This window comes from Brevundimonas sp. FG128 (assembly GCF_057809775.1).
The window spans coordinates 431,086-453,712 of sequence record NZ_JBMDKP010000001.1 but is presented as its reverse complement, the minus strand read 5'-3'; the positions used below and the strand labels follow the sequence as shown (position 1 = coordinate 453,712).

Annotated in this window: 21 protein-coding genes; 5 read left to right on the top strand and 16 right to left on the bottom strand. The window is 67.3% G+C overall.

All coding sequences use genetic code 11. From position 1 onward, the window contains the following. The first annotated feature begins 142 nt into the window (after positions 1 to 142). From astD to ACODSC_RS02270, 3 genes are all read left to right on the top strand, one after another. The gene (gene astD, locus ACODSC_RS02280; RefSeq protein WP_488811438.1) at positions 143 to 1,561 is read left to right on the top strand and encodes a succinylglutamate-semialdehyde dehydrogenase; all 1,419 of its coding nucleotides are present in this window, start codon (positions 143 to 145) and stop codon (positions 1,559 to 1,561) included. A 151-nt stretch (positions 1,562 to 1,712) separates the two neighbouring features. Next, positions 1,713 to 3,050 carry an N-succinylarginine dihydrolase gene (astB, locus tag ACODSC_RS02275; protein WP_488811436.1) on the top strand — a complete coding sequence of 446 codons (1,338 nt, stop codon included), beginning with the start codon at positions 1,713 to 1,715 and terminating at the stop codon, positions 3,048 to 3,050. 7 nt (positions 3,051 to 3,057) lie between these two features. Continuing rightward, a complete protein-coding gene (locus ACODSC_RS02270) occupies positions 3,058 to 4,344 on the top strand; it encodes an MFS transporter (protein ID WP_488811434.1) in 1,287 nt (428 codons plus the stop codon). 183 nt (positions 4,345 to 4,527) lie between these two features. On the opposite strand, the gene phhA is transcribed toward ACODSC_RS02270, so the two are convergent. Further along, the gene (gene phhA / locus ACODSC_RS02265; RefSeq protein WP_488811432.1) at positions 4,528 to 5,403 is read right to left on the bottom strand and encodes a phenylalanine 4-monooxygenase; all 876 of its coding nucleotides are present in this window, start codon (positions 5,401 to 5,403) and stop codon (positions 4,528 to 4,530) included. 54 nt (positions 5,404 to 5,457) lie between these two features. Next, on the bottom strand, positions 5,458 to 5,766 hold the full coding sequence (hspQ, locus tag ACODSC_RS02260; RefSeq protein WP_488811430.1) for a heat shock protein HspQ: 309 nt from the start codon (positions 5,764 to 5,766) through the stop codon (positions 5,458 to 5,460). Positions 5,767 to 5,912: 146 nt separating this feature from the next. Between hspQ and ACODSC_RS02255 the strand changes: the two genes are divergently transcribed. Beyond that, positions 5,913 to 7,025: a Ppx/GppA phosphatase family protein gene (locus ACODSC_RS02255; RefSeq protein WP_488811428.1), complete on the top strand. Its 1,113-nt coding sequence runs from the start codon at positions 5,913 to 5,915 to the stop codon at positions 7,023 to 7,025. Between the two features lie 153 nt (positions 7,026 to 7,178). On the opposite strand, the gene ACODSC_RS02250 is transcribed toward ACODSC_RS02255, so the two are convergent. The 5 genes from ACODSC_RS02250 to gyrA form a co-directional block, all read right to left on the bottom strand. Next, entirely contained in the window at positions 7,179 to 8,069 is an 891-nt protein-coding gene (locus ACODSC_RS02250; RefSeq protein WP_488811426.1) for a peptidylprolyl isomerase, read from the bottom strand. Between the two features lie 26 nt (positions 8,070 to 8,095). Beyond that, complete coding sequence (locus ACODSC_RS02245; protein ID WP_488811424.1) at positions 8,096 to 8,968, bottom strand: peptidylprolyl isomerase; 873 nt, start codon at positions 8,966 to 8,968, stop codon at positions 8,096 to 8,098. Beyond that, entirely contained in the window at positions 8,965 to 9,453 is a 489-nt protein-coding gene (gene coaD, locus ACODSC_RS02240) for a pantetheine-phosphate adenylyltransferase (protein ID WP_488811422.1), read from the bottom strand. The genes ACODSC_RS02245 and coaD overlap by 4 nt, the downstream gene beginning before the upstream one ends. A gap of 96 nt (positions 9,454 to 9,549) precedes the next feature. Then, positions 9,550 to 10,341: an aminotransferase class IV gene (locus ACODSC_RS02235; RefSeq protein WP_488811420.1), complete on the bottom strand. Its 792-nt coding sequence runs from the start codon at positions 10,339 to 10,341 to the stop codon at positions 9,550 to 9,552. Between the two features lie 173 nt (positions 10,342 to 10,514). Continuing rightward, a complete protein-coding gene (gene gyrA / locus ACODSC_RS02230; protein ID WP_488811418.1) occupies positions 10,515 to 13,298 on the bottom strand; it encodes a DNA gyrase subunit A in 2,784 nt (927 codons plus the stop codon). A gap of 122 nt (positions 13,299 to 13,420) precedes the next feature. On the opposite strand from gyrA, the gene ACODSC_RS02225 reads away from it, so the two are divergent. Then, positions 13,421 to 13,996, top strand: a complete 576-nt coding sequence (locus ACODSC_RS02225; protein ID WP_488811416.1) for a superoxide dismutase family protein — start codon at positions 13,421 to 13,423, stop codon at positions 13,994 to 13,996. A gap of 42 nt (positions 13,997 to 14,038) precedes the next feature. Here ACODSC_RS02225 and ACODSC_RS02220 read toward each other — a convergent pair whose 3' ends face one another. The 9 genes from ACODSC_RS02220 to ACODSC_RS02180 form a co-directional block, all read right to left on the bottom strand. After that, positions 14,039 to 14,569: a DUF1003 domain-containing protein gene (locus tag ACODSC_RS02220; RefSeq protein WP_488811414.1), complete on the bottom strand. Its 531-nt coding sequence runs from the start codon at positions 14,567 to 14,569 to the stop codon at positions 14,039 to 14,041. Positions 14,570 to 14,597: 28 nt separating this feature from the next. Further along, positions 14,598 to 15,524 carry a DMT family transporter gene (locus ACODSC_RS02215; protein WP_488811412.1) on the bottom strand — a complete coding sequence of 309 codons (927 nt, stop codon included), beginning with the start codon at positions 15,522 to 15,524 and terminating at the stop codon, positions 14,598 to 14,600. Positions 15,525 to 15,641: 117 nt separating this feature from the next. After that, positions 15,642 to 16,142, bottom strand: a complete 501-nt coding sequence (ssb, locus tag ACODSC_RS02210) for a single-stranded DNA-binding protein (RefSeq protein WP_488811410.1) — start codon at positions 16,140 to 16,142, stop codon at positions 15,642 to 15,644. A gap of 163 nt (positions 16,143 to 16,305) precedes the next feature. Then, positions 16,306 to 16,728 carry a hypothetical protein gene (locus tag ACODSC_RS02205; RefSeq protein ID WP_488811408.1) on the bottom strand — a complete coding sequence of 141 codons (423 nt, stop codon included), beginning with the start codon at positions 16,726 to 16,728 and terminating at the stop codon, positions 16,306 to 16,308. Continuing rightward, the gene (locus tag ACODSC_RS02200) at positions 16,728 to 17,399 is read right to left on the bottom strand and encodes a hypothetical protein (protein WP_488811406.1); all 672 of its coding nucleotides are present in this window, start codon (positions 17,397 to 17,399) and stop codon (positions 16,728 to 16,730) included. Before ACODSC_RS02200 ends, ACODSC_RS02205 begins: the two co-directional genes overlap by 1 nt. A gap of 81 nt (positions 17,400 to 17,480) precedes the next feature. Then, a complete protein-coding gene (locus ACODSC_RS02195; protein ID WP_488811405.1) occupies positions 17,481 to 20,183 on the bottom strand; it encodes a transcriptional regulator in 2,703 nt (900 codons plus the stop codon). A gap of 59 nt (positions 20,184 to 20,242) precedes the next feature. Further along, on the bottom strand, positions 20,243 to 21,067 hold the full coding sequence (locus tag ACODSC_RS02190; protein ID WP_488811403.1) for a flagellin: 825 nt from the start codon (positions 21,065 to 21,067) through the stop codon (positions 20,243 to 20,245). A gap of 134 nt (positions 21,068 to 21,201) precedes the next feature. Next, positions 21,202 to 21,480: a flagellar protein FlaG gene (locus ACODSC_RS02185; protein WP_488811401.1), complete on the bottom strand. Its 279-nt coding sequence runs from the start codon at positions 21,478 to 21,480 to the stop codon at positions 21,202 to 21,204. Between the two features lie 85 nt (positions 21,481 to 21,565). Next, complete coding sequence (locus ACODSC_RS02180; RefSeq protein WP_488811399.1) at positions 21,566 to 22,333, bottom strand: flagellin; 768 nt, start codon at positions 22,331 to 22,333, stop codon at positions 21,566 to 21,568. Between the last annotated feature and the right edge of the window lie 294 nt (positions 22,334 to 22,627).

Genomic DNA, 22,627 nt, shown 5'->3' with positions numbered 1-22,627 from the left:
AGGTGGGCGGCGAAGCCGCTCGGATGAGGGGGCTGGTTCAGCAGTTCCTCGCGTCAAACATCAAACCCGCATCTGGCAACCCCCTCATCCGTCTCGCTCCGCGAGCCACCTTCTCCCCCGAGGGGAGAAGGGGAGTGCAATCATGACCCGTTTCACCTCCACCGACCCCGCCACCGAAGCCACCAACTGGGAGGGCGAGGCCGCCAGTTCGGCGCATGTGCAGTCCGCCGTGGACGCCGCCCGAGCCGCCTTCCCGGCCTGGGCCGATGCGCCTCGGGCCGAGCGGGTCGAGGCCGTCAAACGCTATCAGGCCGTGCTGAAGGACCGCGCGCCCCAGATCGCCGAGGCCATCGCGCGCGAGACCGGCAAGCCCCTGTGGGAAACCAAGACCGAGGCCGCCGCCATGATCGGCAAGGTGGACATCTCGATCCGCGCCTATGACGAACGCACCGGCGAGCGGTCCAACGACACAGCCTTCGGGCGCGCCACCCTGCGGCACCGTCCGCACGGGGTGGCGGCGGTGCTGGGCCCGTTCAACTTTCCCGGACACCTGCCCAACGGCCATATCGTTCCGGCCCTGCTGGCCGGCGACACGGTCGTGTTCAAGCCGTCGGAAGAGACGCCCCTGGTCGGCCAGGTGATGGCCGAGGCCTTCGCCGCCGCCGATCTGCCCAGCGGCGTGGTCAATGTGGTTCAGGGCGGGCGGGAGACGGGCGCGGCCCTGCTGGACGCCGGGATCGACGCCCTGATGTTCACCGGCTCGGGCGCGGCGGGCGCGCACTTCCGCCGCAAGTTCGCCGACGATCCGCACGTCATCCTGGCGCTGGAGCTGGGCGGCAACAATCCGTTGGTGGTCTGGGACGCGGCGGACGCCGAGGCTGTGGCCGGCATCGCGGTGCAGTCCGCCTTCATCACCACCGGCCAGCGCTGCTCGTGCGCGCGCCGCCTGATCGTGCCGGAGGGACCGCAGGGGGATGCGATCATTGAGGCGGTCGCCGCCCTGTCCGACCGGCTGGTGTTCGGCCCATGGGGCAGCGATCCCGAACCCTATGCCGGTCCGCTGATCTCGGCGCGGGCGGCCGAGGCGGCGCTGAAGGCGTTGCAGGAACGGATCGACATGGGGGCCAAGGTCATCCGGGCCTCGGGTCCGGTCGCCAACCTGCCCGGCGCCTTCGTCAAGCCGGCCATCATCGACGTAACCGGGATCGACGTGCCGGACGAGGAGATGTTCGCGCCTTTCCTGTCAGTGACGCGTGTTGCGACCTTCGACGCCGCGATCCAGGCGGCGAATGCGACCCGCTATGGCTTGTCGGCGGGCCTGGTCAGCGACGATACGGCCAACTGGGATCACTTCATCCGCCGCATCCGCGCGGGCGTGGTCAACTTCAACCGGCCGACAACCGGCGCCGCCGGCGACATGCCGTTCGGGGGGCTGGGCGCGAGCGGCAATCACCGGCCCAGCGCCTATTATGCGGCAGATTACTGCGCCTATCCGGTGGCCAGTTTCGAGGCGGACGCGGTCGCGAACATCGAGGGCGAGATCAAGGGGCTGAGGGCGTGAGGGGGGGCGATGCCTCTCCCTCCCCTTTATGGGGAGGGACGATCGCGCAGCGATCAGGGTGGGGTACGACGAGACCTGCACGACTTCATACTTCCCCACCCCGGCTCCGCTGCCGCGTCGCCGCCCCTCCCCATGAAGGGGAGGGAGAGCCTTGGTGAGCGCCGTCGAAGCCAACGCCGACGGTCTGATCGGGCCGACCCACTCCTACGCCGGTCTGTCGCCGGGCAATCTGGCGTCCAGCCTGAACAAGGGCGAGGCGTCGAATCCGCGGGCGGCGGTGCTGCAGGGGCTCGACAAGATGAAGACCCTGGCGGACCTGGGCCTGCCCCAGTTCGTCCTGCCGCCGCATGAGCGACCGAACATCCCGTTTCTGCGGACGCTGGGGTTCACGGGGTCCGACGCCCAGGTGCTGGAGCGAGCGTGGAAGGATGCGCCCAGCTTCGCCGCCGCCGCCTGTTCGGCCTCGCCCATGTGGGCCGCCAACGCCGCGACCGTGACGCCCAGCGCGGACGCGGCCGACGGCCGGGTGCATTTCACGCCCGCCAATCTGATCACCAATCTGCATCGGTCGCTGGAGCACCAGCAGACGAAGCGGGCGCTGGACGCCCTGTTTCCCGATACGTCGCGGTTCGTCGTCCACGACGCCCTGCCCTCGGTCGCGCATCTGGCCGACGAAGGCGCGGCCAACCATGTGCGGCTGTGCGCCGAGCATGGGGCGGCGGGCGTCAATCTGCTGGTGTGGGGGCGAGAGGCGTTCGAGCCCTGGGACGGCCCCTATCCGGCGCGTCAGACGCGCGAGGCGTCGCAAGCCATCGCCCGTCGCCATGAGGCGAGCGGCGTCGTTCTGGCCCAACAGTCCAAGGCCGCCATCGCCGGCGGCACCTTCCACAACGACGTGGTCTGCGTTGGAGCGCTGGAGACCCTGTTCTTCCACGACCTGGCGTTCGAGGACACGGCCGGGACGCAGGACGCCATCCGCCGTGCGGCCGAGGGTCTGTTCGAACCGATCTTCGTCGAGGTGTCGTCCGCCGACCTGCCGCTGGCCGACGCGATCAGCAGCTATCTGTTCAACTCCATGCTGATCCAGATTCCGGGCGAGGATCGCCTGACCCTGATCTGTCCGACCGAGACCCGCGACAACCCGCGCAGCCATGCGGTGGCGCAAGGCCTGGCCGCCTCCAATGGTCCCATCGGCCGGGTCCAGTATGTCGATGTGCGCCAGTCGATGCGCAACGGCGGCGGGCCGGCCTGTCTGCGGCTTCGAGTCGTGCTGAACGCGGCCGAATTGGCGGCGACCAATCCCGCCATGCGGCTGACCGACGCTCTGCACGGGCGGTTGGCGGACTGGGCCGGGCGCTGGTACCGCGTCGAACTGCGGCCGGCCGATCTGGCCGATCCCGACCTGCTGAGCGAAAGCCGGGGGGCGCTGGACGAACTGACGGCCATTCTGAAGCTTGGGAGCGACTTCTATCCCTTCCAGAGAGATTGATGCGTCCATGACGATCGCCGCGCCGATGAACCCCGCTCGCCGCCTGAGAAACATCGTCGGCGGGTCCGCCGGAAATCTGGTGGAGTGGTTCGACTGGTACGCCTATGCGGCCTTCACCCTGTATTTCGCCCCGGTCTTCTTTCCCAGCGAAGACCCCACCGCCCAGCTTCTGAGCGCCGCCGCCGTCTTTGCGGTGGGCTTCCTGATGCGGCCGATCGGGGCGTGGATCATGGGGGTCTATGCCGACCGCAAGGGGCGCAAGGCCGGGCTGACCCTGTCGGTGACGCTGATGTGCACCGGCTCGCTGATCATCGGGGTGACGCCCGGCTACGCGACCATCGGCCTGGCGGCACCGGCCCTGCTGCTGTTCGCGCGACTGTTGCAGGGGTTGAGCGTCGGCGGGGAATACGGGTCCAGCGCCACCTATCTGTCGGAAATGGCCGAGCCGCATCGGCGGGGCTTATGGTCCAGTTTCCAGTATGTCACCCTGATCTCGGGCCAGCTGATCGCCCTGCTGCTGCTGATCGTGCTGCAGAACACGCTGAGCGAGACGGCGCTGGCGTCGTGGGGCTGGCGGATTCCATTCTTCGTCGGGGCGGGTCTGGCGGTCGTCGTCTTCTGGCTGCGTCGCCGGCTGGACGAGACGCACAAGGAGTCCGACGCGAAAGACGCGCCGAAATCCAGCGCCACGCAGCTGATCCTGAAGCATCCGAAGGAGGCCTTGATGGTGCTGGGCCTGACGGCCGGCGGCACCTTGGCCTTCTATACCTACACGACCTATCTGCAGAAGTTCCTGGTCAACACGACAGGCTTTCCCAAGAACACGGCGACCGAGATCAGCGCGGCGGCCCTGTTCCTGTTCATGCTGTTGCAGCCGGCGGTGGGCGCCCTGTCGGACCGGATCGGGCGACGTCCGGTGATGATCGCGTTTGGCGTGCTGGGGATGCTGTGCACCGTGCCGATCATGACGGCGCTGTCGACGGTCGAGAGCCCGTTCGTCGCCTTCCTGCTGGCGCTGGCCGGGCTGGTGATCGTGTCGGGCTATACGGCCATCAACGCCGTGGTGAAGGCCGAGCTGTTTCCCGCCCATATCCGCGCCCTGGGCGTCGCCCTGCCCTACGCCATCGCCAATGCGGTGTTCGGCGGGACGGCGGAATATGTGGCGCTATGGCTGAAGGGCGCGGGGGTGGAGAGCGTCTTCTTCTGGTATGTCACCGGCATGATCGGCGTGTCGTTGCTGACCTTCATCCGCATGCGCGACACGAAGCACAACAGCCTGATTACGCACACGTAGTTACAACCATACCGTCATCCCAGGGCTTGTCGCTGGGATCCAGACTCCCGGTCTAGGGGTCTGTGCGCGCTACCGAAACACCGGGAGTCTGGATCCTCGCCACAAGGGCGAGGATGACGGGTTGGGAGGGGCGAGGAGGACGACAGCTTTGGGGAGGTTTAGAACGATGGGTTCAAGGGGAACCTAGGCCGCGAACCGCCCGCCGCGCTGGGCGTAGGCCTGGGTGCCGCGCGTGAAGACCTTATCGGACGGCAGAACGGTCTCGATCGGCAGGTCGTCCTGGCCCTTCAGCGCCGCATAGACTGGGCCGAAGTCCTTGAGCGTCTCGTCCTTCAGGGCTTCCAGGCTGTCGATGACGAAATAGACCTGCTGGAAGTCGTCGATCCGGTACAGGGTGCGCATCACCCGTTCCAGGTCGAAGCCCAGGCGGTTGGGCGACGGGTCGTCCAGCGCGAAGACGCTCTCGGTCGCAGAGGAGACGATGCCGGCGCCGTAGATGCGCAAGGCCCCGGCCTCCTGCATCAGGCCGAACTCGACCGTGTACCAGTAGAGGCGCGCCAAGTTGGGCAGCATGCCCAGGCCGGCCGCGCGTTGGCCGCCCTTGCCATAGGCCTCCATATAGGCGGCGAAGTCGGGGTCGGTCAGCATCGGCACATGGCCGAAGACGTCGTGGAAGATGTCGGGTTCCTGGAGGTAGTCCAGTTGGTCCGGCTTACGGATGAACTGGCCCGAGACGAAGCGGCGATTGGCCAGGTGGTCGAAAAAGACCTCGTCCGGCACCAGGCCCGGCACACACACCACGGTCCAGCCCGTCAGGGCCTGAAGCTTGGGATTGATCACGTCGAAGTCGGGAATGCCGCCGGCGTTCAGGTCCAGCGCGTCCAAGCCGCGCAGGAAGGCGTCGCAGGCGCGGCCCGGCAGGATCTTCATCTGGCGCGCGTACAGCGCATCCCAGGTCTGATGCTCGACCTCGGTATAGGCGGCCCAGTTCTGGGGAATGGTCCAGTCGGCGGCGGCGCCCTCGGGCGGCTGTTCGAAGACGTGTTCGAAGTCGGACATGGGCTTTCCTCTTTTGCCGACAGTCTAGCCCCGACCGCGCGCGCCTTCCAACCGTCAGTGCAGCCGTTCGTCCAAAGGCGCGTGGTGACCGTGGGCGTCGGTGGTGAACCACCGCTGGGCATCGTCGGGCAGCAGCACGGAATCGCCGTCCTCCAACACCCCCTCGGCGGCATAGGCGACGAAGCCGCCGTCGTCGCCCAGGGCGAAGACGCGGTAAAAGGGCTGATCAGCGGCGACCGAGCCGGTTTCGGCGATGGGGCCCTCGTAGCCGTAATCGACGTCCATCACCACGCCGCGAAAGGCGTCGTCGCGGTGGCGGACGATTTGGCCGATGGCGAAACGGGCTTTGTGAACCTGGGTCATCCCCCTTCATACGACCCGGCACATGAGCCGGACGCTGTCACCCTCGTTCATCTTCCTGACAGAATGGCTTGGCGCGGACGATCTTCGCGGGTTAGGCTGATCGGGACGGGCGCCGTTTCGGACCGCCCACATCGGAATGACGACCCATGCCGGAGACCCACGGCGCGCCCCGACGGCGCGACGAGCGGTCCCAGCCTTCCCGTTCACGGGATGCGTCGGGTCGGGATGCGCCGCTGTATGGCGCGCTCGATCTGGGGACCAACAATTGTCGGCTGCTGATCGCGCGGCCGTCGCGCGAAGGCTTTCGCGTGGTCGACAGTTTCAGCCGCATCGTGCGCCTGGGCGAAGGCCTGTCGCGCACAGGCCTTCTGGACCCGCGCGCCATGGACCGGGCCTATGACGCCCTGGCCCTGTGCGCCGAACGGATCGTCAGAAAGGGCGTGGACTCGGCCCGGCTGAGCGCCGTCGCCACCCAGGCCTGCCGCGCGGCCGAAAACGGCGCCGACTTCATCGACCGGGTGCGCAAGGGCACGGGGCTGAGGCTGCGGATCATCGATCCGGCGGAAGAGGCGCGGCTGGCGGTCGAGGGCTGTCTGAACCTGATCGACCCCAAGGCCGAGGGCGTGCTGATCATAGACGTGGGCGGCGGCTCGACCGAGCTGTCGTGGCTGAAGCGCGAGGGGACGGAGTGGAAGACCACCGCCTGGATGTCGGCGCCGCTGGGCGTCGTCACCCTGGCGGAACGGCATCCCGAGCCTGCCGGCGTAGCCGAAGCCCAACTGGAGCAATGGTACGAGGCCATGGTGGCCGACATGGGCGCGGCCATCGCGGCGGGCGGGATCGAGGACGCCGATCTGATGGCTCTGTTCCGGCAGGACCGGGCGCATCTGGTCGGGACCTCGGGCGCGATCACCAGTCTGGCGGGCATCCACCTGAACCTGCCGCGCTACAATCGCGACCGGGTCGACGGGTTGTGGATGACGCGGGCCGAATGCGAGGCGGCGGCGGATCGGCTGAAGGCCCTGGGGTCGGACGGGCGGGCCAGGGAGGCCTGCATCGGCCCCGACCGGGCGGACCTGGTTCTGGCCGGCGCCGCGATTCTGGAGGCGATCCAGAGGGCCTGGCCGTCGGAGCGGGTTCGCGTCGCCGACCGGGGCCTACGCGAAGGCCTGCTGCTGCAGCGAATGCGCGAGGACAAGGCGCCGCCGAAACGCAGGCGCCGTCGGCGGGGTAAGGGCAAAGCGTCGGCGGTCGGTTGACCCTCGTCTCCTCCCCGCTTGCGGGGAGGTGGCGCGGCGCGTCCTCGCGCCGTGACGGAGGGGTTCTGCACCGCGTCACAGGCGTCAGTGGGACTTCAAGAGCCCCTCCACCACTTCGTGGTCCCCCTCCCCATTGCATGGGGAGGATACGAGTTAGCTCGCCGGGGTGACCTGCACCGGCAGGTCGATGTCGCAGACCGAGAAATCCGCGCCTCTGGACTGACGCGCCTGCTGCGCCAAGGCCTGGAAGGTGGCGGAGCTGGTGTTCAGGACGGCCGCCGCCGGTCGCTCTGCGGCAGGCATGTCGGAGGCGACGCGGACGCGGGTCATGCGGTCGGGGTCGGCGACGATGCCGCTGGGGTCGGGGCTGGCCTTCAGCGCGCGCACGACGTCCAGCCCGGACACCACGCGCCCCCATACGGTGTAGCGTTTGTCCAGCGCCGGATAGGCCTGACGCATCAGGAAGAACTGGCTGTTGGCGGTGTCATTGCCCTCGTCGCGGGCCATGCCCGCCACGCCGGGACAGTTGAGCCCCCAGCCGTGGACCTTGCGGTCGGCGGTGCCGGCCATCAGGTCGTCGGGCTGGGTCTGGACCGGGATGGAGCCGACGAAGCCGATCAGGGCGCCGGTCGGGGCCGCGACGGGGGTGAAGGCCATGTCCGGCCCGCGACGGAAAGTGAACTCGGCGGTCAGGTCGGGATACCAGCTCTGGCCGTCGCCGGTGCCCAGCGGATCGCCGGTCTGGGCCATGAACCAGTCGATCACCCGATGCCAGGCCAGATTGTCGTAGAAGCCGCGCGAGGCCAGCAGCTTGATCCGCGCAACATGGGCCGGCGCGATCTGGGGCGCCAGTTCGACCAGGACGCGGCCCTTGCTGGTGTCGATGACCAGCAGGTTCTCGGGCGTGATCGCGCGCCATTCGTCGGGCGAGGGAGACGGCGCTGGCGGAGGCGGCGGAGCGGGCGGCGGCGCGTCCTGGGCGCTTGCGACGCCGCCGATCGTCGCCAGCATGGCTGCGGCCAATATGGTCCTGCGAATGGTCATCGGCTGTCCCCCCTCCCCTGAACCCGTCAGCCGCCAGTGACCTCAGCCACCGGCTGGATGTCGCAGATGCTGAAGGCCGCGCCGCGCTCGGCGCGGGTCGCGGCGATGCGGTCGGCGAAGGCGGCGCTGCGGCTGTCCATCACGCGCACGGTCGGACGTTCGCCCTCCGGCATCGCCGAGGCCATGCGGACGTGGGTCATGACGTCGGGATCGACGACCTTTCCGTCCTCGGCGTCCGAGCCCTTCTTCAGCTTGCCGACGACATCGAGGCCAGAGACCACGCGGCCGAAGGCGGTATAGACGCCGTCCAGTTGATCGCGCGCGCCCATCATCAGGAAGAACTGGCTGTTGGCGCTGTCGGGCGCGCCGGAGCGGGCCATGCCCAGGACGCCGGGGCAGAACAGGCCGTGGGCGTCGACCTTGAAGTCGGCGGTGACCATCATCTGGGCGTCGGGCTGGGTCTGGACCGGCAGGTCGCCCACCAGGCCCCGGATGCCCTCGCCGACGCCGGGCACGGCGACGAAGTTCGCGTCGCGCCCGCGACGGAAGCTGAACTCGGCCTTCAGGTCCGGCAGGTCGCTGCCGCCCTCGCCCGTGCCCTTGGGATCACCGGTTTGCGCCATGAATTCAGGGATGACGCGGTGGAACTTCAGACCGTCATAGAAGCCCTGGTTGGCCAGGGTGCGGATACGTTCGGCGTGGTTCGGCGCGGCGACCGGGATCAGTTCGACAAGCACGCGCCCCTTGGACGTATCGATGACCAGCAGGTTTTCCGGCGCGATGGTGCGCCAGTCGGAAGCGGCGGCCGTCTGCGCCACGGCCGGAGCCTGAGTGGCGCCGGACGCCAGAAGAGCGGCGCAGGTCGCCGCGATCACACCAAGACGCATACCCGAACTCATCCTCTGTTCTTGACCTTGTCCCGCACGCGCGCGGCGATGGCGGGGCTGACGAAACTGTCGATCGCGCCGTCCAGACGGGCGATTTCCTTGACCAGCCGCGAGGCGATGGCCTGGTGGCGGGGATCGGCCATCAGGAATACCGTCTCGATGTCCTGATTGAGGCGCTGGTTCATGGCCGTCATCTGGAACTCGTATTCGAAATCGGCCACCGCGCGCAAACCCCGCACGATGACGCTGGCGTTCAGCTCTTCGGCGAAATGCATCAGCAGGGTGGAAAAGGGCTGGACCACGATGTCGCCGCCGAAACTTGACACCTCGGCCTTCAGCATCTCGACCCGTTCGGCGGTGGAGAACAGCGGCCCCTTGTCGTCGTTCTGGGCCACGCCGATGACCAGCCGGTCCACCAGCTTCAGCGCCCGCTTGATGATGTCGGTATGCCCGTTCGTCACCGGGTCGAAAGTGCCCGGATAAAGCCCGATGCGCATGCGTGTCTCCCCAGCCTGTCGCGTGCCGTTGCGGGTCGTTTAGCAGGTGCGAAATCAGCGGCCTAGCCGGCTGACGCTATCGTCATCGTGACGGTTTCAGATCGGTTGCGGCGGTTGAGCGCTCCAGGCGGCCTCGATCCGGTCCAGCAGCGCCGGATCATTGGCGAAGACGACGCCGTCGATGGTCGTGATCGGACAGACGGGCGTGGCGCTGTTGCACAGGAAGGCGGCGTCGAAGGCCGCGATGTCCGCCACAGCAACGGACCGGGTTTCCAAGGTCAGGCCCGCCTCGGCCAGGCCGCGCTGGATCAGCACCTGGGTCACGCCCGCCAGCATCGGCGCCTGGGGCCAGACGATGCGGTCGCCCTGGATGAAGCCGATGTTCCAGGTCACGCCCTCCGACACATGGCCCTGATCGTTAACAAACAGGGCGTCGTCGAAACCGGCCGTCCGCGCCGCGCGGCGCAGGCGCGTCAGGCCATAGGTGGAGACATGTTTCAGGTGCGGCGTCTCGCGCACATAGGGCACGGCCGTCACCCGCATGGCGATCGCCAGCGGCGGCGGAGGCGGCGAGACGACGGTCATAACCTTGGGCCGACCGACGAAGGACGGATTGCGATGGCCGATCTCGGGCGAGAACAGGCTGACCCTCAGCCAGCAGGCGTCGCGGTCGGCGACGGCGAGCGCCATCAGGCGGCGAAACTCGGCCTCGCCGGGGCTTTCGCCGAACAGTTCGACGGCGGCCTGGTCCAGGCGGGCGAGATGGAGATCGAGGCCCCGAGCCGCGCCGTTCTCCACGCGGAAGGAGCTGTAGGCGCCGTAGTTCACCAGAGCTTGGTGGGCGAGGTCGTCAGGTGTGGGGGTAAGGCCGTTGATCAGGATGTCCACTGGCCGCTCCCTTTCAATCTTCCCTTCTCCCAGTGGGAGAAGGTGGCCCGGAGGGCCGGATGAGGGTCGGCAGGTGGGCCAATTCGCAGCACCTGCCCCTCACCCTTTCGCGCAGACCGATCGCTTCGCTCTCGGGCGCTCAAGCCCTCTCCCGCTGGGAGAGGGTCTTGGTTTTAGGCTTCGGTCTCGCCGCCCTCTTCGCCCGCGACGTCCGCCTCATCCGAACCGCCGCTGTCGGGCAGGCGTTCGACCGAGACGACCTTTTCGTCCTTGCCGGTGCGGAAGATGGTGACGCCCTGGCTGGAGCGGCCGACGATGCGGACCTGGTCGATGCGGGTGCGGATCATCTGACCGCCCGAGGTGACCAGCAGCAGGTCGTCGGTTTCCTCTACCGGGAAGGCCGCCGCCAGGCGCGTGCCGGCGCGACCGCCCAGGCCGTGGGCCGTCAAACCCTGACCGCCGCGACCCGTGCGGCGATACTCGTAGGCCGAGGACCGCTTGCCGAAGCCGGTCTCTGTGACCGTCAGGATGAACTGTTCGGCGGCGCCCAGTTGGGCGATCCGCTCGACGGTCAGGGCCGCGTCCGCGACCTCGTCTTCAGCCTCGGGCGGAGCCGCGACATCCTCTTCCGCGTCCGCGCCGGCCAGGGCCTTGCGCATGGCGTTGGCGTGTTTGACGTAGGCCGAGCGTTCTTCCGGCGTCGCATCAACGCGGCCCAGGATGGCCATGGAGATGACCTCGTCGCCGTCCTGCAGGCGGACGCCCCGGACGCCGGTCGAATCCCGGCCCTTGAACACCCGCACGTCGTCGGCCTTGAACCGGATCGCGCGGCCCAGCGCCGTGGTCAGCAGGATGTCGTCGTCGGCGGTGCACAGGCCGACGCCGACCATGCGGTCGTCGCCTTCCAGCTTCATCGCGATCTTGCCGGCGCGGTTGACCGTGGCGAAGTCCGACAGCTTATTCCTGCGCACGTCGCCCGCCTGGGTGGCGAACATGATGTCGTAATCGCCCCAGGTCGTCTCGTCCTCGGGCAGGGGCAGGACGTTCATGATGCTGTCGCCCGGCTCGATGGGCAGCAGGTTGACGAAGGCCTTGCCGCGCGAGGTCGGATTGCCCAGCGGCAGGCGCCAGGTCTTAAGCTTGTAGGCCTTGCCGTTGGTGGCGAAGAACAGGACCGGCGTGTGGGTCGAGGCGCTGAACACGCCGGTGATGGCGTCCTCGTCCTTCATCGACATGCCCGAACGGCCCTTGCCGCCGCGATGCTGGGTCCGATAGGCGTTCAGGGCCACGCGCTTGACATAGCCGCCGTGGGTGACGGTGACGACCATGTCCTCGCGCGGGATCAGGTCTTCGTCCTCCATCTCGCCGTCGCCTTCCCCGATCAGGGTGCGACGCGGCACGGCGAACTTGGCCTTCACGTCGATCAGGTCGTCGCGAATGATGGCCAGGACGTTCTTGCGGTCCGACAGGATGGTCAGGTGGCCCTGGATGGTGTCGGCCAGGCCGTTCGCCTCGCCGAAGATGTCGTCACGGCCCAGGCCGGTCAGGCGCGACAGGGTCAGGGCCAGGATGGCGCGGGCCTGTTCGTCGGTCAGTTGCAGGCTGTCGCCGTTGATGACCACGCTGCGGGGGTCGGCGATCAGTTCGACCAGGGCCATCATGTCGCCGACGGGCCAAGGCTTGGCCTGCAGGCGTTCGCGCGCCTCGGTCGGATCGGCCGAGGAGCGGATGATGTGGATGACCTCGTCGATGTTGGCGACGGCGACGGCGAGACCGACCAGGACGTGGCCGCGGTCGCGGGCCTTGTTCAGCTCGAACTTGACGCGGCGAACGACGACTTCCTCACGGAAGTCGAGGAAGATTTGCAGCAGTTGGCGCAGGCCCATCTGCTCGGGCCGGCCGTGGTTCAGCGCCAGCATGTTGACGCCGAACGAGCTCTGCATCGCCGTATAGCGCCACAGCTGGTTCAGGATCACATCGCCGGAGGCGTCGCGCTTCAGTTCGATGACGATCCGCATGCCCTGGCGGTCGGACTCGTCGCGGACGTCGGAGATGCCTTCCAGACGTTTCTCGCGCACCATTTCGGCGATGCGTTCGATCAGGGTCTGTTTGTTGACCTGGAACGGCAGTTCCGTGACGACGATGGCCTCGCGATCCTTGCGGATTTCCTCGACCGAGGCGCGGCCGCGCACGACGACCGAACCGCGACCGTCGCGCAGGGCGTTGCGCGGGGCGGTGCGGCCCATGATCTCGCCGCCGGTCGGGAAGTCGGGACCGGGCACGATGTCCAGCAGGGCGTCGTCGGTGACGTCGGGATCGTCCAGCAGGGCCAGGGCCGCATCGACGACTTCGCCCAGGTTATGCGGCGGGATATTGGTCGCCATGCCGACGGCGATGCCGCCCGCGCCGTTGACCAGCAGGTTCGGGATCCGGCTCGGCAGGACGACCGGCTCCAGCTCCTTCTCGTCGTAGTTCGGCTGGAAATCGACGGTGTCCTTGTCGATGTCGGCCATCAGGGCGACCGCGGCCGGGGCCATCTTGGCCTCGGTGTAACGCATCGAGGCGGGCATATCGCCGTCGACCGAGCCGAAATTGCCCTGGCCGTCGACCAGCATCAGACCCATCGAGAATGGCTGAGCCATCCGCACCAGGGCCATATAGACCGAGGCGTCGCCGTGGGGGTGGAACCGGCCCAGCACGTCGCCAACCACGCGGGCGCATTTCGAATAGCTGCGCTCGGGCGTCATGTTCAGGTCGTGCATCGAATACAGGATGCGACGGTGAACAGGCTTCAGGCCGTCACGGGCGTCCGGCAGGGCGCGGCTGACGATCACGCTCATGGCGTAGTCGAGGTACGAACGCTTCAGTTCGTCCTCGATGGTGATCGTTGAGATGTCGGAGCCGCCGCCTCCCGGAACGATCGGAGTTGCGGCGTTTTCGTAGCTGTCGTCGGTCAATGAAGCGTGGCTTTATGCGGCCGGAATCGGAACGTGATCCGTTGTGACGATTTCTAGCATCCAAGGGCCTCGGTGGCAAAGCGACGCCGCCGTGAAAGCCCGTCTCTGAAAGGACATTCGACATGCGCGCCAACCGCCTCGCCGCCGCCCTCCTTCTCGCCTCCCCGCTGGCCCTCATGACGGCCTGCGCCGCCACCGGAAACGCCCCCCAGGCTGCGGTCGTCCGATCCCCGGTCGGGGCAACCGGCCAGGCCATTCTGGTCAACGCCCAGGGCGCCAACATCGGCCGCGTCGACCTGCGTCAGGGCGCGACGGGCCTGCTGGTCAAGGTCGAGGCCTCGGGCCTGACGCCCGGCTGGCACGGCATCCACATCCATGCGACCGGCGCGTGCGAGACGCCCTTCACCTCGTCGGGCGCCCACATCAACCACGGCGACCCCAAGCCGCCGCACGGCCTGCTGAACGGCAATGGGCCGGACGACGGCGACCTGCCCAACGTCTGGGCCGGCGCTGACGGCAAGGTGAACGCCGAACTGTTCACCACCCGCGCCCGCATCTCCTCGCAAGGGCCGGGACAGTGGCTGTGGGATGCGGACGGCTCGGCCATCATCATCCACGCCAACCCTGACGACCATTCGAGCCAGCCCATCGGCGGCGCGGGCGACCGGGTGGCGTGCGCGGCGTTGAGCGCGAGCTAAGACCCGCTCAGCCCTCTGAAAATCGGCCCGCTGGACCTCGGTTCAGCGGGCTTCTTTCTGCGCAAGCAGCCGTTGGATCAGGTCCGTCTGTTCCTGCTGGCGGGCGGTCAGGGCCTCTACCTTTTCCAGCAGGGCCATGATCTCGATTTCGGCCTTCAGATTGACCTGGTAGTCGTTGCCGGCGTCCATACGATCCTTCGACGCCTGACGGTTCTGGCTCATCATGATGATGGGCGCCTGGGCCGCCGCGATCATCGACAGCATCAGGTTCAGGAAGATGAAGGGATAGGGATCGAAGGCGTCGCGTCTGAGGATCAGGTTCAGCACGGTCCAGACCACCAGGAACAGGCCGAAGGCGATCAGGAAGGTCCATGACCCGCCGAAGACCGCTACCCGGTCGGCCATGCGTTCGCCGAAGGTCTGGCGGTCGTCGAACGTCTCATTGATGTCGCGAGACACGGGTCGGCGGGCGGCGGCGCTGTCGATCGCCTGCCGTTCGTCCGCGTCCAGTTCGGCATGATCGCGTCCCAGCCAGCGCCGGGACAAATGATCGGGGTCGAGGGGATTGTGCATGGCCGGCTCCGGAAGCTCCGGGCCTAGATCAAGCCTTGGCGGCGCCCGCGCGCAAGCCCCGTTCGGCCAGGGCGACCACGGCGACCCCGCCCATGGCGATGGCCGAACCGGTCAGGATCTGCGGCGTCAGCACGTCGCCCATGAAGCCCCAGCCGATCAGCATCGACACCACCGGCGTCACCAGCAGATAGGGCGTCACCCGCCCCGCCTCGCGCCGCTGAACCAGCCAGAACAGCAGGGTGGTCGCCAGGACCGACGACACGATCCCGGCCCACAGCAGGGCCGCCCAGACCAGGGGCGTGGCGCGCTGCAACGCCGCCCACTGGCCATGCTCGAACACGGCCGAACCGAAGGCCATGACCGGAAAGGCGCCGAGCGCCAGCAGGCCCTGCATCTTCAGCGGCGGGATGGAGGTGGTGCGCCGCGCGACCACCGTCGTCACGCCCCAGGCCGCGCCCGCCGCGATGGCGACCAGAATGGCCTTCCAGTCCTGCAGCGCATGGGCGTCCAGGGTCATCCAGGCCACGCCGACGAAGGCCACCCCCATCCCGGCCAGGGCGGCCTTGCTAAGCCGCTCGCCCAGAATCAGGAACGCGAACAGGGTGGTGAACGGGATCCACAGCTGGTTGGCCACGGTCACCGGACTGACATCGGTCGCCATCCAATAGGCTGTGTAGGCCAGACCATACTGGATGGGTCCGCCGACCAGGACGATCAGCAGCAGGCTTTTCCAGTCCGGAAACGGCGGACGAACGAAGACGATCAGACAGGCGGTGGCGACGCCGAACCGGATCGCCCCCACCAGCAACGGCGGCAGGGTTTCGGTCGCCAGCTTGGCCCCGGCATTGTTCACGCCCCACACCACGATGATCGCCACGATGGCGGCGATTTCCAGCCCGGTCAGGGCGTGGGGCTTGATTGGCGGCGGAGCGGGCGCGGGGGCGACGTCGGTCATGATCCGCCTATGGCACGGTGCGCGCCCGACGTCGGCTCACTTTGAATGACCCGAGGTTTCCGCTCAAAACCACGCTCGGCGACCATTGCGCAAAACGGTCGCCGGGCCGGTCTGATCCTAGAACGGAATGTCGTCGTTGAGATCGTAGCTTTCCTTGGGACCGCTGGGCTTGTTGGCGCCGCCGGTGGAGAAGCCCGAGGAATAGTCGTCATCGCCGCGACCGCCGCCGCTTCCGGCATAACCGCCGCCTTGCGATCCGCCTTCCGAACGGCCGCCCAGCATGGTCAGTTCACCCTTGAAGCGGCTGACCACGATCTCGGTGGAGTATTTCTCGACGCCCTGCTGATCGGTCCATTTGCGGGTCTGGAGCGCGCCCTCGATATAGACGGTCGAGCCCTTCTTCACATAGTTCTCGACCACCTTGACGATGTTGTCGTTGAAGATGACGACCCGGTGCCACTCGGTCTTTTCCTTGCGCTCGCCCGAAGACTTGTCGCGCCAGGTTTCCGAGGTCGCGATCGACAGGTTGGCGATGCGGTCGCCGTTCGGCATGGACCGGATTTCCGGATCGCGGCCCAGGTTGCCGACCAAAATGACCTTGTTGACGCTGCCCGCCATGGAAACTTCCTTCTCGTATGGAGCGGCGAGTCTCTCGCCCGCCCCGTCAATTCAGTCCGATGTCTGACCGGGGCGACGCCTTATCGCCAGCCGCTTTCGACATCGCACCCGCCAAACCGGTGGATTAACGAAATGTTCCACCTTTGTTCACGCCGCGCAAGTTCTACTTCGCTTCGGGCTCCGCCGCCACGGCGACCGGACGGCCGGCGTCGTCGCGCTGGATAGCGCCGGGGATGGCCAGGCGGCCGTCGCCGGTGCGGGCCATGGCGAAGAAGCGGCTGCCGGTCAGGCTCTTGCCGAACTTGACCCCCTCGCGGTCGATGAAGATGAACCGTCCCTGATAGGCGCCCGTCACCTCCTGGTTCGACCCGCCCATCCGCAGGAAGCGCAGACGCATCTCTTCCAGGCGCGCGGCGCACTGTTCGATCTGCGGCTGGGCGTCGGCGATCTTCTGCAGGCGCGGCGGCGCATTGTCCGGCGTGGCCACGAAATAGCAGGCGCCGTCCGCGAACTCGTACTTCGGCTCGTTGGAGCAGGCCCCCAGCAGGGCGGTTCCGGCGACGGCGGCAAGAACGAGAAGGCGCATCAATTCATCCCGGGAAATTGGCAGTTGCGGTCCTGCTCGGCCAGGGTCCTGAAACGAACGTTGTCGCTCGACTGTTCCACCCGGCGCGGCACCAGCCGCAGGGTGGTGTCGCCCCAGCGGCCGTACTGGGCGTCGCCGGGCGACACGCAGGTTCCGGAATACAGGGCCTGCACGCAGGCGTTCAGGCTCATATTGCCCGACAGGGTTCGCCAGTCCGAACCGCTATGACGCAGGCAGGGCGAACCGGCGGCGGCGGGCGTGGGCCGGGGTGCGGGGCTGGGCTGGACGGACAGTGGGGGCTCGGCCTCGGCCATCTCGACCGGCGGCAGTTCCGGCGGCGGGGCGAAGGCGGCGGTGGGCGCGGCGGCCAGGGCGCCCGTCGCGTCCAGGCCCACGTCCAGGGCTTCGGTCGCCAGGCCATTGCGCTGAGCGCAGTCGGCCAGGGTCGCCATGCCCACGAACTGTCCGTCCACGAAGCAGCGCAGCTCGCGCGTCGGCTCCAGCGAGGGGGCGTCGGCCAGATTGACCACCAGCCCGCCCTTGGACGCGGGCGAGGCCTCCGGCGTCTTGTCGCCGCCGCCCGTGAAGACCAGGGCCAGCACCACGGCGGCGATGATCACCAGGCCTGCGCCGACGGCGATGATGACGCGGTTGTCGTTCGGAAGGGCCATGGAAGGGCTTTCGCGGATGAGGTCGCCAATAACCCCGAGCGGGCGCCGGGCGTCAACCGCCTTGGGCCGCCACGGACGCGATCAGGCCAGCAGACGATCCAGCGCCGCCTGGAAGTTGGCGATCTGCATCTGCTGATATGCCGTGGACGAGCCGTTTCCGGTCTGGCTGTTGGTGGTTTCGGCCTTCTGCGGTCCCAGCGACTTGTAGGCCGAGCGGATCACGGTCATCGCCTGGGACAGACCGTCGATCGCCGCCTTGATCGATTCAGGGTCGTTCAGGTTCAACGTGTTGGACAGGTTCAGGCCATAGGTGGTCGGCGCGTCCTTCTCGGGTTCGGTCGGGCCGACGAAGCCCGGCGTCAGGCCCAGGGCGGCCAGAGCATCCTTGCCCGCTGCGCCCGAAGAAATCACCGCGCCTTCACGGTTCACCGCCGTGGAGATGACGAGACGCTGCGTGGCGGGAACCGACTTCAGGTCGGAGACGACCTTGGCCTCCAGCTGGCGACCCGAGGCGTTGTTTATCTTCTTGGCCAGGCTGTCCAGCGTGTCCTTGGCCTCGATGGTCACGGTCACGGCCCGGCCGCCCCCGGCCGGCGAAATGGTGAACTGGTCGCCAGCCCTGGCCGAGGTGGCGACGGTCAACAGCTTGGAATCCGCCTGCATGATCTCACCCTGCGGCAGACCCAGGCGGTCGAGCACGCTGGCGCCGCCTGAAGCGATGCTGAGGCTGGTCGGCTTGGCCTGATCGTCGTCCGCCTGCCAGGTCTTGTTCTGCTCGACGGCGCCCGTCGCCAGGTCGATGCGCGCCAGATAGCCGCGGGTCGGATCCTCCTTGGCCGCGCCGTCCGCGCGGTTCGTGCCGGTGATCCAGACCTTTCCGTCCTTGATCTCGACATCGGCGGCGGTGTCGTCACCAGCGCCGCCGAAATAGGTCAGCCGCTCGTCGCCAGAGGCCTGGAGGTCCCCGGACAGGGTAGCGACGAAGACATCGGTCCCGCCCGCGTGGGCGTTCGTCGTCGTGCCGACGTTCAGCGCGGTGTTGTTCGTGTGCCCGGTCACGACGACCTTGCCGTCCTCGACCGAGATGCCCGCGATTTCTCCTCCGGCGTAGCCGAGGTCTCTGGTCGAGGCCAGGGTCGGCACGCCCTGCGCATCCAGGGTGAAGCGGCGGACGATCGCCTTCCCGTTCTCGACACCGGCCGTATAGAGGTCGGAGCCCGACACCGTCATCGCCTGGACGGAATCGTCGCCCGCGCTGCCGAACTGCGTCGTGGAGACGCTCACCCCAGCGATCGGCCCGATCACCGTAAGCGGCTTTTCCTGAAAGGTCTGGAGATACGAATCCCAGCCGCCCAGCGCCGCCGTGCCCGGCATGGCCGACTTGGAGCGACCGGCGACATAGACCACGCCGTCGGCGCCGAAACCGACCTCCGTCGCCTCGTCGGCCGCCTTGGCGCCGCGCCGCTGGGTCCACAACTCCTTGCCGGAGCTGTCGAATAGGGTGACGAAACTGTCCGCCGTCGCGGCGTTGTCGCCGCTCTTGCCGGGCTCCAGCGCGCCGGTGACGGAGCCGGCCAGGGCGACCCGGCCGTCGTCGTCGATGGCGATGGAGAAGCCGTTAGCGCTGGACGCCGCGCCCAGCAGCTTGGTCTGCATCAGATTGCCGGCGGAATCGTATTTCATCAGGGCGACGTCGCGCGCACCCTTGATCGGCTGATTGGCGTCGCCGGCGGTCAGATCGGCGACGACCCACACCGAGCCGTCGGGGGCCACGGCGCTGGCGCGGACGGATTCGACACCCTCGGGCAGATCGGTCTGGCCCACCCGGCCCTCGACCCAGAACGGATCATCGACGCCCCGCTGCGCCGTGGGCGCGGCGCCGCCATCGACCTGAAACTTCAGCAGCTGGCCCGCGCCGGCCTTGCCCGCGCCTTGGGTGACGTAAACCGCGTCGGAGGCTTCGACAGCCGCGAACCCGACCGTTTCGCCCGCCGATCCCCAAACCTTCAGCGCCCACTGGTCCGGCCCCGCCGGCAGGGTGATCGTCTTGTCGCCGCTCTTGACCGTCTTGGGCTCGGCGGGAACCATCTCACGGCCCATGCGGGTCGCGACGCCGGCGTCTTCCAGCTTGCCGTTCATATAGGCGACGACATTATCCATCGTCCGTTCGGTCGCGCCCATCTCGGACAGGTCCATCTCGACCGTCTGGGTTCCGTCCGCCACCTTGACGGTCATGGCGAATTTTACGTCGCCCTCGAAGGCCTTCACTGCCGAGGTGATGGCGCCGTCGTGGATCGGCGCGGTCGTGAAGGTGGTCGGGGCGCGTTCCTGGGCGTAGCCGGTTTTGACCGTCGACTGCGACACGCCCTGAACCATGCGGACGTCTTCGAACTCAGCAGTCTTCAGATAGTCGGACAGTTCGACCAGACCGGAGCCGAATCGCTTGGCGACCTGGGCGGCCTCGCCGCTGGTCAGCCCCTTGACGTTGGCGCGGTCGGCCAAGGCGCTGAGGGAATTCAGGCCCTGATACAGGGCGAACAGTTTGCGATAGTCGGCCGAGGCGCCGGCCATATCCATCTCAACGGCGGATTCGTTGATCAGTCGCCGGCCCGCCAGGGCGGAACGCAGGAGATCGCTGGGCTGGGGCGCCTCGGCCAAGGCTTCCGTGGACCAGGGCGCGGTCGGCTGAGTCTTTTTGGTCGTCGCAGCCGTCGTGGCGCCGATCAGCGACGACGTGTCCGTCGTCACTCCGTACAGACCCAGCAGATAGCTGTTGTTGATCATTCAGACGGCTCCGCCCTCATGATGCGGTCGCCGCCAATAATGAACCGTTAAGCTGGGCGTCAGCCCTGGAACAGGGACAGGATGACCTGCGGCGCCTGGTTGGCGATCGAAAGGGACTGGACGCCGAGTTGCTGCTGGACCTGCAAGGCCTGCAACCGCGCGCTTTCCTTGGCCAGATCGGCGTCCACCAGATTGCCGATGCCGGATTCCAGCGAGTCCGACAACTTGCTGACGAAGGTCGTGTGGCGCTCGATCTGCTTGGCCTGAGCGCCCAGTTCCGCCAGACGGGAGCTGGATGTGGTGATGGCGGCCCTGACCGCAGCCAGCGCTGCGGTGGCGCCCGCCTCGGTGTCCAGAGCGAGCCCCGTGAGACCCAGGCCATCGACCGTGAGATCCTGACGACTGAGTGAAATCGTCTCCGCCCCGTCCGCACTGGCCAGGAAGGGCACCGCGACCGTCGAGGAGCCGTCCAGAATATTGGCGCCGTCGAAGACCGCATTGTCGGCGAAGGACGCAATAGACCCTAAAAGAGCCTGAAATTCTTCATCGTACCGGGCGCGCGTGTCCGCGCTTTGGCTAGGATCGGCGGCCGCTGTGGCCTTGGTCTGAAGTTCCACCAGCAGATCAGAGATTTGTTCGCCTGCGGCGAGCGACACGTCGGAAATCGACGTCGCACGCTTCAGACTGGTGGTCACCGCCTCCAGCGACCCCATGTCGGCGCGCTGGCCCTGGGCGACCGCCCAGACCGCCGCATTGTCCTTGGCGCCCTGGACCTTCAGGCCCGTGCTCACTCGACCCTGGGTCAACGCCAACTGATCGTTGGTGCGGTTCAGGTTCTGCAGGGCGATCATCGCCGAGGTGTTGGTACGGATACTGGTGGTCATGGCTTCAAGCCCCGGACGTTCTGTTCCCTGCAGGATTAACCATGAGTCGTGAGCGTATGGTTAACGCAGACGAAAGCATGATTCCGCCGTCCGGCGAACCGGCGGCGTCAGGCAGGACTGAAACATCGACCGCCTCAGACGGCGGTGTCTACCACCCTACCCCCTCGATAGGTCGGGTCGCGGGTCAACTTCTCGACGTCTTCCCGAGGAAGCTGGCGGATCACCTCGCCTGTCACGCGGTCAAGGACCTTGTAGACGAAGCGGTTGCGACCCAGAGCCTCGATGGTGAGGCGGTAACGGCCAGCGTCGGCATTGTCGTTTCTGGCTGGCGGCGCTGAGGAAATATCCTCCGCGTTGATCGAAACGACGGCGGGCGGAGGTACGCTGGCTACTCTGGCGACATGGTTTGTCATGGCTCCCTGCGCGGATCAGCCCGCGTCCCTCTGACGTGCGCGACGGTCGGCCGGGGCGGTCGCGAAACCGCCCCGGCCGCTCGCTTTAGCGGAACAGGCCGAGCAGGATCGAGCTCGACGAGTTGGCGATCGACAGCGCCTGCACACCCAGCTGTTGCTTGGTTTGCAGGGCGGTCAAACGGGCGCTTTCCTTGGCCAGGTCGGCGTCCACCAGGTTGCCGATACCGGCTTCCAGGGCGTCTTCCATCTTGCCCGTGAAGGTGGTCGTACGTTCCAGCGACTTGGACTGGGTGCCCAGCGTCGCCAGGTCGGCCGTGAAGGCCTCGAGCGCTGCCTGCACTTCATCCGCAGTGGCGCCTGCGGGCGTTGCGTCCGACGGCGTGCCCATGCCGATGGTCTTTGCCGTACCGGCGGTGTCGGTGATGACCTCCACCGATGCCGTCCAAAGGTTCTGACCGTCGAAGTTTGCGCCGGCCAGAGCGGAGTCGATCTCGACCTGCAGGGCGTCATAGTCGGCCTGCAGAGCCGTGGTCGTGGCGGAAGAACCACCGGCTTCGATGGCGACGGCCAGCGACTTCATTTCGGTCAGGGCGTCGACGACGGTGTCGCCGGCGGCCAGAGCCACGTCCACGATCGATTGGCCGCGTTGCAGCGACTGCTTGACCGAACCCAGGGCGCTCATTTCAGCACGCTGGTTGGTGGCGATGGCGAAGATGGCGCCGTTGTCCTTGGCGGACGAGACGGCCATGCCGGTCGAGACACGGTTTTGGGTGGTGGAGAGCGCCTTGTTGGTGGCGTTCAGGGTCTGCAGCGCGACGTTGGCGCCGTAGTTCGTGTTGATGCTGTTAGCCATTTTGGCTGTCCTTTTCACTTCGTGATGTCCGGCGCCATTTTGGCGACCGGGGGCTTTTTGCCCACTTTCCATGGAAGCAAGTGCCGGGCCATCTTGACCGTTAACGGCGCCCCGTAATGCACTACTATCTATTTGATTTTACTAGATTATTTTCTCGTTTACGTTAAGACGCCCGGCAAAATCCGCCTGGAGCGGGCAAGAACTGCCGGGCACCCGGCAAAAACTGCTCGGCACGATATGCCGGACAAGCAAAAAGGCGGCCGGACCAGGGTCCGACCGCCTTTCGAGAGCGCT